Origin of the sequence: Halomonas lysinitropha (assembly GCF_902500215.1) — a bacterium.
In the GTDB taxonomy this organism is placed as follows: domain Bacteria; phylum Pseudomonadota; class Gammaproteobacteria; order Pseudomonadales; family Halomonadaceae; genus Halomonas; species Halomonas lysinitropha.
The window spans coordinates 236,741-252,968 of the sequence record NZ_CABVOU010000039.1 but is presented as its reverse complement, the minus strand read 5'-3'; the positions used below and the strand labels follow the sequence as shown (position 1 = coordinate 252,968).

The window sequence follows — 16,228 nt, the reverse complement described above, 5'->3', positions numbered from 1 at the left end:
TCCCAAGGCAAGGATCGCACCTCCCGATGAATATCCCCAACCTGCTCACCCTGGCCAGAATCCTCTTCATCCCGCTGCTGGTGGTGCTGTTCTATCTGCCCTTCAACTGGAGCATGCCACTGGCCGCCGCCCTGTTCGCACTGGCCGCGGTAACCGACTGGCTCGACGGCTACCTGGCCCGGCGCTGGGACCAGTCCACCCCCTTCGGCGCCTTCCTCGATCCGGTCGCCGACAAGCTGATGGTGGCCGTGGCCCTGGCCCTGCTGATCGAGCGCTACGAGGCCATCTGGCTGACCCTGCCGGCGCTGGTGATCATCGGCCGTGAGATCGTCATCTCGGCGCTGCGCGAGTGGATGGCCGAGATGGGCAAGCGCGGCCAGGTGGCCGTATCGTGGATCGGCAAGGTCAAGACCACCTTGCAGATGGTCGCTCTTCTGGTGCTGCTGGCCTTCCCCCCGGGCACCCCTATCGCTCTGCTGGGCGTCGTGATCCTGTATGTCGCGGCCCTGCTGACCCTCTGGTCGATGTTCCTCTATCTCAAGGCGGCATGGCCGCACCTGAGCAGCTCGATGCGCTGAAGGGAGTGGAAAATGTTTGACAGTCACCGACTTATCCGTATAATTCGCTCTCGAGTCAGGCGGGAATAGCTCAGTGGTAGAGCATCGCCTTGCCAAGGCGAGGGTCGCGAGTTCGAATCTCGTTTCCCGCTCCAGACTCGAAAAAAGCAGTAACAAGAGTCATTGCGTGCGACTGCGAGGGTCGCGAGCCGGTGCGCCGGTCCGATCGAATCTCGTTTCCCGCTCCATTCCCCACGAATGGCACGACTCATGAGGCTGGATGGCAGAGTGGTTATGCAGCGGACTGCAACTCCGTGTACGCCGGTTCGATTCCGACTCCAGCCTCCATCACTCCCCCCACTGCCCCCGCTCGGAACCGTGCCGCCCGGATGGCGAAATTGGTAGACGCAAGGGACTTAAAATCCCTCGGTGGCAACACCGTGCCGGTTCGAGCCCGGCTCCGGGCACCAGCTTTTCAGCACCCTTCCCGCAAGCGTCGGGCGCGACCCTCCAACGGGACGCCATGACATGATCCTGCCTCGCCTGCGCGACCCCTATTTTAATTACCAGCACCGGCGCAAGCTGCATGTGCTGCGCATCGTGATGGCACTATGCATCACCTTTAGCATCATCGAGTTCTTCGCCGTCCAGCACAGCGGCTGGGCACTGGTCAGCACCATCATGGTGATGGGCAATCTTCCGCATATCGGCGGTGTGCTCGACAAGGGACGCCAGCGGCTGCTGGGGACCCTGCTCGGCGCTGGCTGGGGCCTGCTGCTGATCCTGCTGCCGCTGCCCTGGCCGCCACTCGCTCCCCTTGCCGCCCTGGCCGGCATCGCCGTTGCCACCTGGCTGACCTTCAGCAACCGGCATGGCTACAGCGGCCTGATGTTCGCGATCAGCCTGCTGCTGGTGATCGGAGACGGCACCCGGGAGCTTGATATCGCCCTGTGGCGCGCCTTCGACGTGCTGCTCGGCACCCTGGTAGGCATCACCGTCACGTTGCTGGTACTGCCGCAGAAGGCCACCGACATGCTGCGCTTCATGCTGGCCGATAACCTCGACGGCATGGCCCGTCTCTATCATGTTCACACCTCGGCCACGGCGGCCCCCGACATCGATGCCCGCGAGACCCTCAAGGCCACCAGCAGCCTTTTGGTCAAGCAGCGAGGCCTGGTAGATGCCATCCATCGTGAAAGACGACTGAGCCGCCAGGAGCTTGATGACCTGATCTCGCTACAGCGGCGTATGCTCTCCACCATCGAGCTGCTGCTCGAGACTCACTGGACAAGCCGGGATGGACATGATCGCATCGACGCCATGGCCGGCCTTCGCGAAGAGCAGCATACCCTGGCTCGCGGCATCGGCACCCTGGCCTTCCAGGTGCGGACCGGCCAGCCCATCGACGTGACCATCACCCCCTTCGAGCTGCAACGCCACGCCGAACAGGCCGGCAATGGCCGGTCCGCCGATGGCCGCATGCTGTTCAGTCCCAGCGGCTACCTGTGGCTCAATCGAGAGCTGGCACGCCTGACCGCCGACCTCGCACGGCGCCTGGGTGGCCTGGAACGTCTACCCAGCCGGCGACTGCGTCGCCGAGCGCCCCATCACGGGCTCACCGAGAACCCCTCCGGCATCGCGGCAGCCGCCAAGCAAAGAAGGAACGGCAGATGACAGACGGCAAGCATGAAGTGCTGGTCATCGGCGGCGGGGTCGCCGGACTGGCACTCGCCCTGGAGGTGGCCGACCACCGCCGGGTCACGCTGCTGCGGCCGGCCAGCGATGACCAGGGCGCCAGCCGCTGGGCCCAGGGCGGTATCGCCGCTGTGCTCTCTCCTCAGGACGACGTAGAGGCCCATATCGCCGACACCCTGGTGGCAGGCGATGGCCTGTGCGACGAGCGAGCAGTGCGCTTCACCGTGGAGCAGGGGCCTTCGGCGATCGAATGGCTGCTGTCGCTGGGCGTTCCCTTCACGCCGGACACGAGTCCCGATACCGGCTATCCTTACCACCTCACCCGCGAGGGGGGGCATGGCGCACGGCGTATCATCCACGCCGACGATGCGACTGGCCGGGCCGTGGTCGAGACCCTCAGGCAACATGTGGACGCCCACCCCAATATCGGGAAGTACGGCGATCTCACTGCCATCGGCCTGATCGGCGACAGCGAGGGCCACTGCCGAGGGGCGCGCTGTCTGGACACCGACGGCCGCCTTCATGAGCTGTTGGCCGATGACACCGTGCTCGCCACCGGAGGAGCCAGCGGCCTCTACCGTCATACCACCAGCCCCCAACCCGCCAGCGGGGAAGGTATGATGATGGCTGCCGAACTCGGCGCCGAACTGATGAATCTGGAGTTCCAGCAGTTCCACCCTACCTGCCTCTTTGATCCCGAAGGCCCTGCCTTCCTGATCAGTGAGGCGGTACGCGGCGAGGGCGGGCTGTTGATCAACGCCTTGGGTGAGCGCTTCATGCCAGCGCTGGACCCCCGAGCCGAGCTGGCACCTCGTGATATCGTTGCCCGGGCCATTGATGCCGAGAAGCAGCGCACCGGCAGCGATCATGTCTTTCTGGACATCCGTCATCTCGGCGAAACTGCCATCCGTCACCACTTCCCGACCATCCACGCCCACTGCACCAGTCGCGGGCTCGACATCGTGCATCAGCCGATCCCGGTCGTGCCCGCAGCCCACTACAGCTGTGGTGGAGTCACCACCTACCTGGATGGCGCCACCACGGTCCCGCGGCTGCACGCCATCGGCGAGGTGGCCTGCACCGGCCTGCACGGGGCCAACCGCATGGCCAGCAACTCCCTGCTGGAGTGCCTTGTCTATGCCCGCAGCTGTGCACGACGACTCCAGACTGCCGACACCCTGCCGATTGCCAAACTGGCCCCGGCGCTGTGGGGCAGTCAGAAGGTCTCCCTGGAAAGCATCGAGGAGATCCGCGAGGCAATGCGTCAACTGATGAGTGCCCGCATGGCCATCGTGCGCACCGATCAGGGGCTGAACGAGGCTGCCCGGGGTCTGGCACAGCTGCATGACCGCCTCGCCCCCCAGGTAAGGAGTGCCGCGCCCTCGGTCCCCCTGACGAACCTCTGGCATGCTCTTCGCCTGGCGCGCCTGAGCGTGGACTGCGCCCGCGCACGACGCGAGTCACGGGGACTTCACTTCAATCCGGACTGCCCGATACATGGTGATGAGACCCCGCACCCTTCGCGAATCCAGCTTGAGGAGATGTGATCCGCTGCTCCCCTCCGGGCGGCAACCCCGAGTTTTCACGAGAGGTCTTCAAGGAAGCGGAGACAGTTCCCGACGAAGGCGGCGAAGCGATTCGGCATCGCTGCTGTCGGGCCACAGCCACAACCGCCGTCCCTCGACCCTCAAGCCGATCAGCCAGGGGCCGAGATAGTCGCAGCGCAGACTCACCGGCCGCCAGGCCTGGCCGGCGCTGTCTCGCCATGACCAGACCACACCACCGGCCGCCTTCGGCGTGGCACGCAACTCCCCAGACGAACGGCGCCTCGCCAGGGTCAGCCATACCCCACCCAGCACCAAGACCGCCAGCACGGCGGTCCAGGGGGGTGCCATTGCCGCCAAGAGACCGACAATGGACACGGCCACCAGGCCGTGGGCAGCCAGCGACAGCCTAGAGGTTGCGATAGCGATCGTTGTCGGTGGTCTCGGCATGCTCGACGATCATCTTGACGATGCGCCGCCGGGCCGAATCCTCGGGCCACTCGCGGCGCATCAACCAGGCGAACAGGTCCTGATCCTCCTCCTCGATCAATGATCGGAAGGCCGCCCGGTCGGCCTCGTCCAGCTCGCCATAGCACTGCTCGAGGAAAGGGATCAACAGCAGGTCAAGCTCCCACATGCCACGACGCGAGTGCCAGTAGAGACGCTTGCGGAGGATGGCTTCCGGAGACGAATCGTCGCTCAAGGTCGGCCTCGTTGTGTCGAATGAGTGTGGCTCCAGTATACCCGAGCCCTGCCCTGCCGGCAGCCTGTCGGACCCTCGCTGTCCTTACTCGGCCCACGCTCAGCCCTCGGATTCGAGAAAAGGTCGTAGTGCGTTGTTTTCTCGACACTTGCACAGTATGCTTTGGAAAAACAACAACGCCGGGATCGCGTCGACCCAGGCAGGACCGCACGGAGTAGAGCCGATGACCAAGTCCGAACTGATCGAACAGATCGCCATGCGACAGCCGGAGCTGTCGGTCAAGGAAGTCGAGGCGGCGGTACGCCTGATCCTCGATGACATTACCGATACTCTGTCCGAGGGAGGACGCGTGGAGATCCGCGGCTTTGGCAGCTTTTCGCTGCACTACCGGGAACCTCGGGTGGGCCGCAACCCCAAGACAGGGGAACCAGTCGCACTCGACGGCAAGTTCGTGCCACACTTCAAGCCCGGCAAGGAGCTGCGCGAACAGGTGGATGCCAGCCGCGCGCTCGGCTACTGAGCGGCGCCCCCGCGACCGCCGACTCTCCTTCAACCGACATGGGAACAAGCACATGCGTTGGCTAAAAGGCCTGATCCTGGCCATCATCCTGCTGGTGGTGCTGCTGATCGGCATCCTCTTTGCCGTCAACAACCAGCAGGCCCTGCCCCTCAACCTGATCTGGATCGAGCTGCCTGCAGCCTCGCTCTCCGTCTGGCTGCTGGCTTCGCTTGCCGTGGGTGTGCTGTTGGGCATGCTCGCCATGAGCGGCGTCTACCTGCGCCTGCGCACCCTGCTGACCCGTGCCCAGCGGCACAACCAGCAGCAGCGCAAGGAGCTTGATCGCCTGCGTGTCCAGGAGATGAAGGAACTCCCCTAGGATGCCCGATGTTTTCCTGCTGGCCATGCTGGTGGTGGCTGTCGCCATCGGCTGGTGGTTGGGCCGCCGGGAGCGTCAGGAATCCGGCAGGACCTCAGTGCCATCGGCGCTGCCGCGGGACTACTTCGTCGGCCTCAACTACCTGCTCAATGACCAGCAGGACAGGGCCATCGAAACCTTCATCGGCGCTCTGGAGGTCAACAGCGAAACCATCGAGACCCACCTGGCGCTGGGCAACCTCTTTCGAACCCGCGGGGAAGCTGACCGTGCCCTGAAGATCCACCAGAACCTCCTCGCCCGCCCGACACTGACCGCCGGGCAGAGCGACAGGGTACAGCTCGAGCTCTCCCGCGACTTTCTTGCCCTGGGGCTGCTGGACCGCGCCGAGCGCCTGCTGCAGAGCCTGGTGCGCGACTGCCAGGACGACGAACTGCGCGATACGGCGAGGCGGCTACTGGTCGACCTGCTGGAACGTGAGGGAGAATGGCGGGCCGCACTGGATGTCGCCCTGCCAAGGCTTGTCCGCCAGCACGACGACATCCGCCGCGCGGCGGCGCACTGGCTGTGCGAGCTGGCTGAACAGGAGCGTCATTCGGCCAGCCCCGTTCTGGCCCGGCGCCATCTGCGCCAGGCGCTGACCACCGACCCCCGCTGCGTGCGCGCCAATCTACTGCTGGCCGCCATGGAGCACGAGACCGGCCACTACAAGCCGGCCATCCGGCTGCTCAGGCGAATTCCCGACCAGGACCCCGCCTTCACTCCAGCCATCCTCGACCCTCTGACCCGCGCCTATCGCCTGCTGGACGACGAGGAGGGGCTGATCCGCTGCCTGCGGGAACTTCTCGATCAGTCACCCAGCACCAGCGTGATCACCCGGCTGGCCGAGACACTGCGTCATCATCATGGCGATGACCGGGATGCCCTGTTGCTTGTCATCCGGCAACTCGAGCGAGAGCCAAGCCTGGGCGCCGTACACTACCTGCTGTCGCTCTATCGGCACGACGCCAAGGAGAATGAGGACGAGCGTCTCGCCGTCCTGCAGCAGCATATCCATACCCTGGTACAGGCCCTGCCTCGCCACCGCTGTCGGCGCTGCGGTTTCTCGGGCGAACGACTGCGCTGGCAGTGCCCGCGCTGCCGCAACTGGGGCACGACCAAGCCGATCATCGGCATCGAAGGGGAGTGACCAGGCTCAAACGCCGCCCAGTTCGGACTCTATGGCGGCCAGGGCAGCCATGGGGTGCTCGGCCTGGGTCACCGGTCTCCCCACCACCAGATGGGTGCTGCCAGCGGCCATGGCATCCGCCGGGGCCATGACACGACGCTGGTCACCGTGCACGGCGAAGCTTGGCCGAATGCCGGGCGTGACCTTCAAGAACGCGTCGCCGCATAGACCGCGCAGACGTGACGCTTCCTGCGCCGAACAGACCACCCCGTCCATGCCACTCTCCCTGGCTAGCACTGCCAGGCGCTCGACCTGTTCGGCGGGGGAGGCATCAATACCAATATCGGACAGGTCGGCAGCTTCCATGCTCGTCAGCACCGTTACCGCGATTAGCCGGGTTGTCAGCCCCTGACGATCCAGGCGCTCGCGTGCCGCCTCCATCATCCGTCGACCACCGCTGGCATGGACGTTGACCATCCATACGCCTTGCTCTGCGGCGGCCTGAACCGCCCCGGCGACGGTGTTGGGAATGTCGTGGAACTTGAGATCCAGGAATACCTCGAAGCCGCGGCCATGCAGGGCATCGAGCACCTCAGGGCCGCTGCGAGTAAAGAGCTCCTTGCCCACCTTCAGTCGGCACCGTGAGGGATCGAGGCGATCGGCCATGCACAGGGCAGCGTCCAGGGAGGCATAGTCGAGGGCGATGATGAGAGGGGAATCGGTAGACACGAACCGGGCTCCTGGCAAGAGGAAATCGTCGATAGAGTATACCAGCCATGCCTGACGGAATCGGTACGAGATCTCCGATCTGAAAACGGCGACGTCACCTCTCACCTGAAAGCCAAGGCGACGGACCATTGAAGTCGTGTCCTACATGTAAATGGGCAGAAGACCCAAGGGATTTTCGTCCATTCACGGCTAGCTTGAAAAAGGCACCCGCCGAGGATGCGATTCCATCAAGGGAGGAAGTAACATGAATAAGAGGATTCAAACCCTGTTAGGGGCCAGTCTCGTCGCCCTGATATTGGGTCTTGCACCGCTTTGTGCCGTCGCTCAGGAGATGGAGCCGATCAACGTCAACAGTGCCGATGCCGAATTACTGGCCGAACTACCGGGCATCGGGGAAACGCGTGCAGCCGCGATTATCGAGGACCGGGAAGCCAAGGGTCCCTATGAGAGCGCCGAGGACCTGACGCGGGTCAGCGGCATTGGCGACGCCACCGTGGAGGGGCTCGCCGACCAGGTGACATTCTAAGCGCAGGAATGTCTGTCAGTCCCGACGACGCCGGCCGCAAGGCCGGCGTTATCTTTCGTCGGGCAATTACTGCTATCGAGATGGCTAGAGTCGCAAACCGCCGTCACACTCGATCACGCGCCCCGTGAAGTAGTCATTGGTCATGATGAAGGCCACGCTCTCGGCGATGTCCTCGGGCTGACCGAGCCGTTGGAGCGGTACACCTGCTGTCAGCTTGTCGAGCATGTCCTGACGCATCGAGGCCGTCATGTCCGTCTCGATGAACCCCGGTGCCACCGCCCCCACGCGAATACCGTAGCGTGCCAGCTCGGTTGCCCAGGTCGTGGTCAGCGCCACCACGCCGGCCTTGGCCGCGGCATAGTTGCTCTGGCCCATGTTACCGGCCCGAGAAATGCTCGAGATATTGACGATAACGCCCTGATGGCCCGCCTCTATCATCTGTACCGACGCCTCGCGTCCGCAGAGGAAAACGCCTGTCAGATTGACGTCGATCACCTGTTGCCACTGCTCCACCGGCAGGGTCTTCTCCACCTTGCCCTCCCTGGCCTTGACCAGCAGGCCGTCGCGCACGATTCCCGCATTGTTGACCAGACCCTGGATAGGGCCCAGCGATAACGCGATATCGCCGAACGCCTGTTTCACGGATGCTTCATCGGCTACGTTGACCACGAAGCCACGGGCCTCGACTCCCTCGTCGTGCAGGGTGGAAACGGCGCTGTCCAGGGCATTGCCATCCATGTCCATCAGGGCAAGCTTCGCTCCCTGCGCACCGAGCTGGCTTGCCATTGCCAGGCCGAGGCCACGGGCGCCGCCGGTGATGGCGATGACGGTGTTGTCGAGTTTCATAGGCACTTCTCCGGGAGATGGGGAGTCGCGCTGTCGGCGCGATTGCCGGGCAGCCGCCGGCAGGGGGGTACCAGCTGCTGGTGTATCATCATCATTATGATGCACTGCACCATTACCATAACGAATCGTGGAAGGACTTTCCATCACTTCATCACGACACGGCGGTGGCTTGAATTCCCTCGCCCCGCCCCAATCACCTGCGGAACTGTCACACGCGGAGTCATCATGCCCTTTCTCGTCATCTTTACCCTCTTCGCACTGCTCGACTTCGTCATCCTCTTCTCCGTCGGCAGCCATATCGGCCTGCTGAGCACCCTGCTACTGGTCCTCGCCACCGGTTTCATCGGCTTGCACCTCATCCGCCGGGAAGGCGTGGCTACCTTCGCCCGTGCCCAGGAGCGCATGGCCCAGGGAGAGATTCCCTCGGGCGAGCTGCTGACCGGTGCGGCACTGATCTTCGGCGGTGCGCTGCTGATGGCGCCCGGCTTCCTCTCCGATGCGCTGGGGTTCATGTGTCTGATCCCCAATGCACGACGTCAGCTGGCCAGGATGCTGGCCTGGGTGGGGGTACGCGTGAAGGGGCTGCATGTGCATGCCGAAACCTATCGCCCACGCCGCGGCTCGGATGCCGACTGGCAGCAGGCGGGGCCAGGTCGGGCATCCGACGGGGCGCAAAACGGGGAAGCCCACAGCGGCCGGAAAAACGAGCCCCTGGAAGGCGAGTTCATCTCGCGTGACGACTCACGTTGAGCCGGACACAAAAAATTTTCGGCTGGGGCCTTGAAAGGCCAATGCAGAGCCCCACTTATCCGACAGCATCAGGATTCGGCACGGGCTAACCCCCGGGCCATCGACACGGAAGGCGAACCTCGCCTCCACCTCGCAGCTTGACTGCGGGTTGATGATGAAAACCGCCTGGGCAACGCCCTGGCACTGCAAACCATCAGGAGAACGTGAGCAATGAACATCCGCCCCTTGCACGATCGCGTCGTGATCCGTCGCGTTGAAGAAGAACAGAAGACCGCTGGCGGCATCGTGCTTCCGGGAAACGCCCAGGAAAAGCCGACTCGCGGCGAGGTCCTAGCTGCCGGTAACGGCCGGATCCTCGACAATGGCGATGTCCGCCCGCTCGACGTCAAGGTCGGTGACACCGTGATCTTCAAGGATGGCTTTGGCGTCGAGAAGCAGAAGATCGACGGCGAAGAAGTGCTGATCATGAGCGAGTCCGACATTCTGGCTGTTGTCGAAGGCTGAACTCGGACACGACCCGCAACTGTTCGATACTGACGTTCACGAACTCACAGGAAATATACGAAAATGGCAGCAAAACAAGTCAAGTTCTCTGATGATGCCCGCAAGCGCATGGCGCGTGGTATCGATGTCCTGGCCAACGCCGTCAAGGTTACCCTCGGACCGAAAGGTCGCAACGTGGTACTGGAGAAGTCCTTCGGCGCCCCGACCGTGACCAAGGATGGTGTTTCCGTGGCCAAGGAGATCGAACTTAAGGACAAGTTCGAGAACATGGGCGCACAGATGGTCAAGGAAGTCGCCTCCAAGACGTCCGACGTGGCCGGCGACGGTACCACCACCGCGACCGTACTGGCCCAAGCCATCGTTACCGAAGGCATGAAGTCCGTGACCGCGGGCATGAACCCGATGGATCTCAAGCGCGGCATCGATCAAGCCATCACGTCGGCCGTCAAGGAAGTCCAGGCCCTGTCCGTGCCCTGCACCGACTCCAAGGCCATCGCCCAGGTCGGTACCATCTCCGCCAATGGCGACGCCCGCATCGGTGAGATCATCGCCGAGGCCATGGAGAAAGTCGGCAAGGAAGGCGTGATCACCGTCGATGAAGGCCGCGGCTTCGAAGACGAACTGGATGTCGTGGAAGGCATGCAGTTCGATCGTGGCTACCTGTCGCCCTACTTCGTCACCAACCAGGACACCATGGCGGTCGAGCTGGAAGACCCCTACATCCTGCTGGTCGACAAGAAGATCTCCAACATCCGCGAGCTGCTGCCGACGCTGGAAGCCGTCGCCAAGGCCGGCAAGCCGCTGGTGATCGTGTCCGAGGACATCGAAGGCGAGGCGCTGGCCACCCTGGTAGTCAACACCATGCGCGGCATCGTCAAGGTCGCAGCCGCCAAGGCACCGGGCTTCGGTGACCGCCGCAAGGCCATGCTGCAGGATATCGCCATCCTCACCGGCGGCACCGTGATCTCCGAGGAGGTCGGCCTGACCCTCGAGCAGGCAACCCTGGATCACCTGGGCACCGCCAAGCGCGTGACCATGTCCAAGGAGAACACCACCATCATCGATGGTGCCGGCCAGGACGGTGATATCGAGGCCCGCGTCGGCCAGATCCGCGCGCAGATCGAGGAAACTTCCTCCGACTACGATCGCGAGAAGCTTCAGGAGCGCGTCGCCAAGCTCGCCGGCGGTGTCGCCGTCATTCGTGTCGGTGCCGCCACCGAGATCGAGATGAAGGAGAAGAAGGCTCGCGTCGAGGATGCCCTGCACTCCACTCGTGCCGCCGTCGAGGAAGGCGTGGTGCCCGGTGGCGGTACCGCCCTGGTGCGCATCCTGGCCAAGGTCGCTGCGACCAGGGGCGACAACGAGGACCAGAACCACGGCATCGCGCTGACCGTGCGGGCCCTGGAATCTCCGCTGCGCCAGATCGTGACCAATGCCGGCGAAGAAGCCTCCGTCATCCTCAACAAGGTGAAGGATGGGGAAGGCAACTACGGCTACAACGCTCAGACCGGCGAGTTCGGCGACCTGTTCGAGATGGGCGTGCTGGACCCGGCCAAGGTGACCCGTTCTGCCCTGCAGTCCGCTGGCTCCGTCGCCGGCCTCATGATCACCACCGAGTGCATGATCGCCGACGACCCGGACGAGAAGGAAGCCGGTGGCGGCGACATGGGCGGCATGGGTGGTATGGGTGGCATGGGCGGCATGATGTAACGCCAGCCCCCTGCCCCAGGCCTAGCCTGAGACAGACCCCGCCGGTGAAAGCCGGCGGGGTTTTTTGTGGCCAGCGCAAAGCGCCGAGCTACAAGCGCCAGGAAACCCGGATCTGGCGGCTTGGCGGCTTGGCGGCTTGGCGCGGTAAGATACGCCTCCACGCTCATCACCTGACGCCAGTCGCCTGCCCATGCTATCGAACATCCGTATCGTCCTCGTCCAGACCTACCATCCCGGCAATATCGGCGCCTCGGCGCGGGCCATGAAGACCATGGGCCTGACCGACCTGGTGCTGGTCAATCCCCGCCAGTTTCCCGACCCCGAAGCCTCGCGACTGGCCGCGGGCGCAGAGAATCTGGTCGACAATGCCCGAGTGGTCGGCTCGCTGTCCGAGGCGGTCAGCGACTGCGTCCAGGTCGTCGGGGCCAGCGCGCGCCTGCGCAGCCTGCCGCTGCCGCACTTCGACGAACCCGACGAGATGGCCCGGGAACTGGTGGAGCAGGCCGGCCATGATCCGGTGGCCCTGGTGTTCGGTCGCGAGCGCTTCGGCCTGACCAATGACGAGATCCGCTGCTGCAGCCACCAGGTGAGCATCCCCGCCAATCCCGACTACGGCATCCTCAACCTCGCCCAGGCGGTGCAGGTCCTGGCCCACGAGCTCTTCACCGCCTGGCGACGCCGCCCCGACAGCGGCTACCGCTCACCGCGGCCGGCGCAGGAGCGCCAGCCGACACGCGAGCAGCTCGGTCACTTCCAGGCGCATCTCTCGCGGGTGATGCAGAGCAGCGGCTTCATCACCCAGCCCCATGCCCGCACCGAGGATCAGCTCGAGTCCCTGTTCGCCCGCGCCCAACCCTCGCGCCGCGAGCTCTCGCTGCTGCGCGGCCTGCTCGCCTCGCTGGAGCGTCACCTGCCGGATTCATAACGTCATCGCCGCCAGCCAGCCGAAGGCGATCAGCGGGATGTTGTAGTGCAGGAAGGTCGGCACCACGCTATCCCAGATGTGATCGTGCTGGCGGTCGACATTGAGCCCCGAGGTGGGCCCCAGGGTGGAATCCGAGGCGGGCGAGCCGGCGTCGCCCAGCGCCGCGGCGGTGCCCACCAGCGCCACGGTGGCGAGCGGCGAGAAACCGAACTGCACCGCCAGGGGCACGAAGATCGCCGCAATGATCGGAATGGTGGAGAACGACGAGCCGATACCCAGGGTAATGAATAGCCCCACCAGCAGCATCAGCAGCGCGGCCAGGCCGCGGTTGTCGCCGATCACTTCCACGCTGGAAGCCACCAGGGTCTCGATCTGGCCGGTGGCGGTCATCACCGCAGCGAAGCCCGAGGCGGAGATCATGATGAAGCCGATCAGCGCCATCATGCGCATCCCGCTGGTGAAAAGGTCATCGGCCTCCCGCCACTTGAAGATGCCACCCACGGACAGCAGGGCAAAACCTACCAGGCCACCCAGCACCATGGAGCCAGTGTAGAGCTGGATGCCCAGGGCAGCGACGATGGCCAGCACCGACATCATCAGTCCCAAGGTGTGAGGTTCGTGGGTCTCCGGATGATGGTGCGGCATGTTGGTGGTGGCCACATCCAGGGCCTCGTAGTCGCGGGGCCGCCGGTAGCTGATGAACACCGCCACCAGCAGACCGAGTGCCATGCCACCCACCGGCACGCCCATGGCCAGGGGCACCATCCCCCGACTGATCTCGAGTCCCAGCGCCTCACCGGCCTGATTGATGTTGGCCAGCAGGATGTCATTGAGAAAGATGGCCCCGAAGCCCACCGGCAGCAGCATGTAGGGGGCTGTCAGACCGAAGGTCAGTGCGCAGGCCACGGCTCGGCGATCCAGGCGCAGCTGGTTCATCACCTTGAGCAGCGGCGGGATCAGAATGGGGATGAAGGCGATGTGCACCGGAATCAGATTCTGGGAGGAGATTGCCACCAGCAGCACTGCACCGAGCAACAGATACTTGACCACGGCCTTCCGGTCAACGGTAGCCTCCTGCCCCAGCAGGGCGATCAGGCGCTTGGCCAACAGGTCCGGCAGCCCCGAGCGCGAGATCGCCACCGCGAAAGCGCCGAGGGTGGCATAGGCCAGCGCTACCTTGGCGCCCCCACCCACTCCGTCGTTGAAGGCGGCCAGGGTCGCCTCGATGGAAAGCCCGCCAACCAGCCCCCCGACCAACGCACCCACCACCAGGGCAAAGACCACCGAGACCCGTGCCAGCGACAGGCCCACCATCACCAGCACCGCAATGATTACTGCATTCATGACAGCTTTCCCGAAAAAGGAGTTGGATTGAGATGAAACGGCGCAGGATTCTACCAGAAGGCTACTGGACCTGCCGCGGCACCTCACCCCGATGTCATGCCACCGTCAACGGAGCATCACACCGCTGTCACGGGAATCGACGATAGTGTCGGGGACAGGCAAGGGATACTGCCGAGCACGTCGCCAGGGATGCGAGGGGGCTGGACGCCCTGCCAGGGAGAACGGCATCGGGACGATGCCCAGGGAGGAGAGATGTCGCCACGACGCCCGCGTCGTGGCGTTTTCATGGCTGGCGATCCAGGGACTCCCAGCCGGGAACGCCTCGACGGATACGCCGTGAGAAGTCCGGGGCATCACCCGCCTGACGGGCACGCTCGGTGACATCCCCACGCCGGCGCAGCTCATGCAGGGAGTGGCCAGGCACCAGGCCACCATGGTCGTGAATGTAGCCTGGCAACAAGGCGCTGAGCAGAAGGCGATGATCCAGCGGCAGACCCCCGATGATCCGTCGCATCATGACGAATATCAGAGTGGTGCAGTTGGCGGTGATGGTGTGGTAGAAGCGCGGCTCGCGCGCCAGATCGTTAGCCGCCGTCACCAGCGCCAGCAGCAATTCTTGGCGGGCCTCGTAAGACAGGGTGACGTGGTAAAGGGTCACCCGCTCTCCACGCACGTTGCTGCGCAGGCGGACTGCATCGCGTTCGTCGGCGGCGATGATCGCCAGCTCATACTGCTTGAAGAAGCCAGCGATCTCCGAGAAACGCTCGTGGCGTTCGCGACGCACCTCGACCGAGAAGGCCACGAAATCGTCATCGGCCGGCGTCTCGCCGGAAAAGCTGAAGGAAACCAGTACGTGGGCGATACCCGGCCGCCCCCAGCTCGAGACGAACAGATCGACCGCCTTCAGGCGATGCAGGTCGTAGACGCGTCGCTCCCAGCCGCCGCGCGCCTTGTCCGGGGACTGCCAATCGAAGTGACGTACGTGATGCAGGGTCAGCCGGTCGCCCTCGACATCGCCGGTCGCCAGATAGGCGACGTCCTCGGCCCAGTCGCGATGTTTCGCCGGCGTAAGACGCCGCCACCAGGCCAGCAGCGCCATCATCTGCACCGCCATGGCGGCAAGCGGACCCAGCCGCGCCCCCTGCCAGGCCAGCCACAGCCAGACACCTCCCGCGAGCAGCCAGAGTCCTACCACCAGCCACCGCCCTAGGCGTGGCAGTGCCAGGCGATGACCCAGGGCCAGCGCTCCCCAGAGGGTAGCGAGCAGCAGCGCCAGGCGAAGGATGCCATCCAGCAGGACCAAGATCATCGCTCCCCTTGCGAACAGGCTATCGCGAGGCTATCAGAGCTGGCTGGGCTGGAGGCCAACGGCGGCTGGCGGCTCAGGCGCCGGTCAGCCAACCGGCGAAGCCCTGCAGGTCGTCGCCGAGCTCGCCTCGGGTGACACGGTGGTAGAGCCGCTGCAGCCGGGCGGTCAGCGACGCCTCGGCGATGGGTTTGTCCGGCGGCGGCGCCCCAGCCCGGGCACCGATGTGCCGACCATCGAGCTCGCGCAAGGGCAGCAACTCGGCCGCGGTGCCGGTGACGAAGGCCTCGTCGGCAATGTAGAGCTCGTCGCGGGTGATACGCCGCTCGCGAACCTCGATGCCCAGCACCTCACGCGCCAGATGAATCACGCTGTCGCGGGTGATGCCCTGCAGGCAGGAGGTCACCTCAGGGGTATGCAGCACGCCATCGCGCAGCAGGAAGATATTGGCCGCCGAGGCCTCGGCGACATAGCCCTCCGGGTCGAGCATGATCGTCTCGTCGAAGCCCGCTTTCACGGCGGTGTTGAGCGCCAGCATCGAGTTGACATAGTGGCCGTTGGTCTTGGAGCGACAGAGGCTGATGTTGACATGATGGCGCGCCCAGGAGGAGGTCAGCGCACGCAGGCCGATCGATGCGGCCTCCGGAGAGATGTAGTCTCCCAGGTCCCAGGCGGCAATCATCACGTGCACGGAAAGCCCCTTGGCCCGCAGCCCCAGGCCCTCGGCACCGAGGTAGACCGTCGGCTTGAGGTAGGCATTGGTCAGGCCGTTGCGCACCAGACACTGGCGCTGGGCCTGTATCAGCGCCTCATCATCGAAAGACAGCGGGATATCCAGGGCATGAGCGCTATCCAGCAGCCGACGGGTGTGCTCCACCACCCGGAACAGGTGGGCGCCCCTTGGACCATCGTAGGCACGCACGCCCTCGAAGCAGCCCATGCCGTAGTGGAGGGTATGCGTCAGCATATGGGTGCGGGCATCGCGCCACGTCAGCCATTCGCCATCATGCCAGAGCCAGCCGTCGCGGTCGTAGAGAGGTGTCATG

18 protein-coding genes and 3 tRNA genes are annotated in these 16,228 nt (G+C 64.6%); 14 read left to right on the top strand and 7 right to left on the bottom strand.

The window, feature by feature from the left end:
• Nucleotides 1-26 precede the first annotated feature (26 nt).
• The 6 genes from pgsA to nadB all read left to right on the top strand — a co-directional run bounded on the left by pgsA (nucleotide 27) and on the right by nadB (nucleotide 3,799).
• The gene (pgsA, locus tag HALO32_RS12760) at nucleotides 27-578 is read left to right on the top strand and encodes a CDP-diacylglycerol--glycerol-3-phosphate 3-phosphatidyltransferase (RefSeq protein ID WP_151444242.1); all 552 of its coding nucleotides are present in this window, start codon (nucleotides 27-29) and stop codon (nucleotides 576-578) included.
• A gap of 59 nt (nucleotides 579-637) precedes the next feature.
• Nucleotides 638-712, top strand: a tRNA-Gly gene (locus tag HALO32_RS12755).
• A 119-nt stretch (nucleotides 713-831) separates the two neighbouring features.
• Nucleotides 832-905 (top strand) — tRNA-Cys (locus tag HALO32_RS12750).
• 35 nt (nucleotides 906-940) lie between these two features.
• Nucleotides 941-1,027 (top strand) — tRNA-Leu (locus HALO32_RS12745).
• A 58-nt stretch (nucleotides 1,028-1,085) separates the two neighbouring features.
• Nucleotides 1,086-2,231 (top strand): FUSC family protein, encoded by a 1,146-nt coding sequence (locus tag HALO32_RS12740; protein ID WP_151444241.1) that lies wholly within the window; start codon nucleotides 1,086-1,088, stop codon nucleotides 2,229-2,231.
• A complete protein-coding gene (nadB, locus tag HALO32_RS12735; protein WP_151444240.1) occupies nucleotides 2,228-3,799 on the top strand; it encodes an L-aspartate oxidase in 1,572 nt (523 codons plus the stop codon). The genes HALO32_RS12740 and nadB overlap by 4 nt, the downstream gene beginning before the upstream one ends.
• Nucleotides 3,800-3,847: 48 nt before the next feature.
• Here nadB and HALO32_RS12730 read toward each other — a convergent pair whose 3' ends face one another.
• Together HALO32_RS12730 and HALO32_RS12725 are read right to left on the bottom strand one after the other, a co-directional pair.
• On the bottom strand, nucleotides 3,848-4,246 hold the full coding sequence (locus HALO32_RS12730) for a protein YgfX (protein ID WP_325063458.1): 399 nt from the start codon (nucleotides 4,244-4,246) through the stop codon (nucleotides 3,848-3,850).
• Nucleotides 4,206-4,499 (bottom strand): FAD assembly factor SdhE, encoded by a 294-nt coding sequence (locus tag HALO32_RS12725; protein WP_151444238.1) that lies wholly within the window; start codon nucleotides 4,497-4,499, stop codon nucleotides 4,206-4,208. The genes HALO32_RS12730 and HALO32_RS12725 overlap by 41 nt, the downstream gene beginning before the upstream one ends.
• 223 nt (nucleotides 4,500-4,722) lie before the next feature.
• On the opposite strand from HALO32_RS12725, the gene HALO32_RS12720 reads away from it, so the two are divergent.
• From HALO32_RS12720 to lapB, 3 genes are read left to right on the top strand one after another with little or no spacing between them, the layout of a single operon-like run.
• A complete protein-coding gene (locus HALO32_RS12720; protein WP_089849146.1) occupies nucleotides 4,723-5,019 on the top strand; it encodes an integration host factor subunit beta in 297 nt (98 codons plus the stop codon).
• Nucleotides 5,020-5,071: 52 nt separating this feature from the next.
• Nucleotides 5,072-5,377, top strand: coding sequence for a lipopolysaccharide assembly protein LapA domain-containing protein (locus HALO32_RS12715; RefSeq protein WP_089713164.1), 306 nt, complete (start codon nucleotides 5,072-5,074; stop codon nucleotides 5,375-5,377).
• Between the two features lies 1 nt (nucleotide 5,378).
• Nucleotides 5,379-6,563 carry a lipopolysaccharide assembly protein LapB gene (gene lapB, locus HALO32_RS12710; protein WP_151444237.1) on the top strand — a complete coding sequence of 395 codons (1,185 nt, stop codon included), beginning with the start codon at nucleotides 5,379-5,381 and terminating at the stop codon, nucleotides 6,561-6,563.
• Between the two features lie 6 nt (nucleotides 6,564-6,569).
• Here lapB and pyrF read toward each other — a convergent pair whose 3' ends face one another.
• Nucleotides 6,570-7,271 carry an orotidine-5'-phosphate decarboxylase gene (gene pyrF / locus HALO32_RS12705; protein ID WP_151444236.1) on the bottom strand — a complete coding sequence of 234 codons (702 nt, stop codon included), beginning with the start codon at nucleotides 7,269-7,271 and terminating at the stop codon, nucleotides 6,570-6,572.
• Nucleotides 7,272-7,515: 244 nt separating this feature from the next.
• On the opposite strand from pyrF, the gene HALO32_RS12700 reads away from it, so the two are divergent.
• Complete coding sequence (locus HALO32_RS12700; protein ID WP_151444235.1) at nucleotides 7,516-7,797, top strand: ComEA family DNA-binding protein; 282 nt, start codon at nucleotides 7,516-7,518, stop codon at nucleotides 7,795-7,797.
• Nucleotides 7,798-7,881: 84 nt separating this feature from the next.
• On the opposite strand, the gene HALO32_RS12695 is transcribed toward HALO32_RS12700, so the two are convergent.
• Nucleotides 7,882-8,643 carry an SDR family oxidoreductase gene (locus HALO32_RS12695; RefSeq protein ID WP_151444234.1) on the bottom strand — a complete coding sequence of 254 codons (762 nt, stop codon included), beginning with the start codon at nucleotides 8,641-8,643 and terminating at the stop codon, nucleotides 7,882-7,884.
• Between the two features lie 225 nt (nucleotides 8,644-8,868).
• On the opposite strand from HALO32_RS12695, the gene HALO32_RS12690 reads away from it, so the two are divergent.
• The 4 genes from HALO32_RS12690 (at nucleotide 8,869) to HALO32_RS12675 (ending at nucleotide 12,532) form a co-directional block, all read left to right on the top strand.
• Nucleotides 8,869-9,393: an FxsA family protein gene (locus HALO32_RS12690; RefSeq protein ID WP_151444233.1), complete on the top strand. Its 525-nt coding sequence runs from the start codon at nucleotides 8,869-8,871 to the stop codon at nucleotides 9,391-9,393.
• Between the two features lie 210 nt (nucleotides 9,394-9,603).
• On the top strand, nucleotides 9,604-9,897 hold the full coding sequence (locus tag HALO32_RS12685) for a co-chaperone GroES (protein WP_133484406.1): 294 nt from the start codon (nucleotides 9,604-9,606) through the stop codon (nucleotides 9,895-9,897).
• 63 nt (nucleotides 9,898-9,960) lie between these two features.
• Nucleotides 9,961-11,607, top strand: coding sequence for a chaperonin GroEL (groL, locus tag HALO32_RS12680; RefSeq protein WP_151444232.1), 1,647 nt, complete (start codon nucleotides 9,961-9,963; stop codon nucleotides 11,605-11,607).
• 190 nt (nucleotides 11,608-11,797) lie between these two features.
• Nucleotides 11,798-12,532, top strand: coding sequence for an RNA methyltransferase (locus HALO32_RS12675; RefSeq protein ID WP_151444231.1), 735 nt, complete (start codon nucleotides 11,798-11,800; stop codon nucleotides 12,530-12,532).
• Here the strand turns inward: HALO32_RS12675 and HALO32_RS12670 are convergent.
• The 3 genes from HALO32_RS12670 to HALO32_RS12660 form a co-directional block, all read right to left on the bottom strand.
• Nucleotides 12,527-13,876, bottom strand: a complete 1,350-nt coding sequence (locus HALO32_RS12670; protein WP_151444230.1) for a Na+/H+ antiporter family protein — start codon at nucleotides 13,874-13,876, stop codon at nucleotides 12,527-12,529. The two genes, HALO32_RS12675 and HALO32_RS12670, sit on opposite strands and share 6 nt — an antisense overlap.
• Nucleotides 13,877-14,159: 283 nt before the next feature.
• On the bottom strand, nucleotides 14,160-15,185 hold the full coding sequence (locus tag HALO32_RS12665; RefSeq protein WP_151444229.1) for an Lnb N-terminal periplasmic domain-containing protein: 1,026 nt from the start codon (nucleotides 15,183-15,185) through the stop codon (nucleotides 14,160-14,162).
• Nucleotides 15,186-15,258: 73 nt separating this feature from the next.
• Nucleotides 15,259-16,227: a branched-chain amino acid transaminase gene (locus HALO32_RS12660; protein ID WP_151444228.1), complete on the bottom strand. Its 969-nt coding sequence runs from the start codon at nucleotides 16,225-16,227 to the stop codon at nucleotides 15,259-15,261.
• Between the last annotated feature and the right edge of the window lies 1 nt (nucleotide 16,228).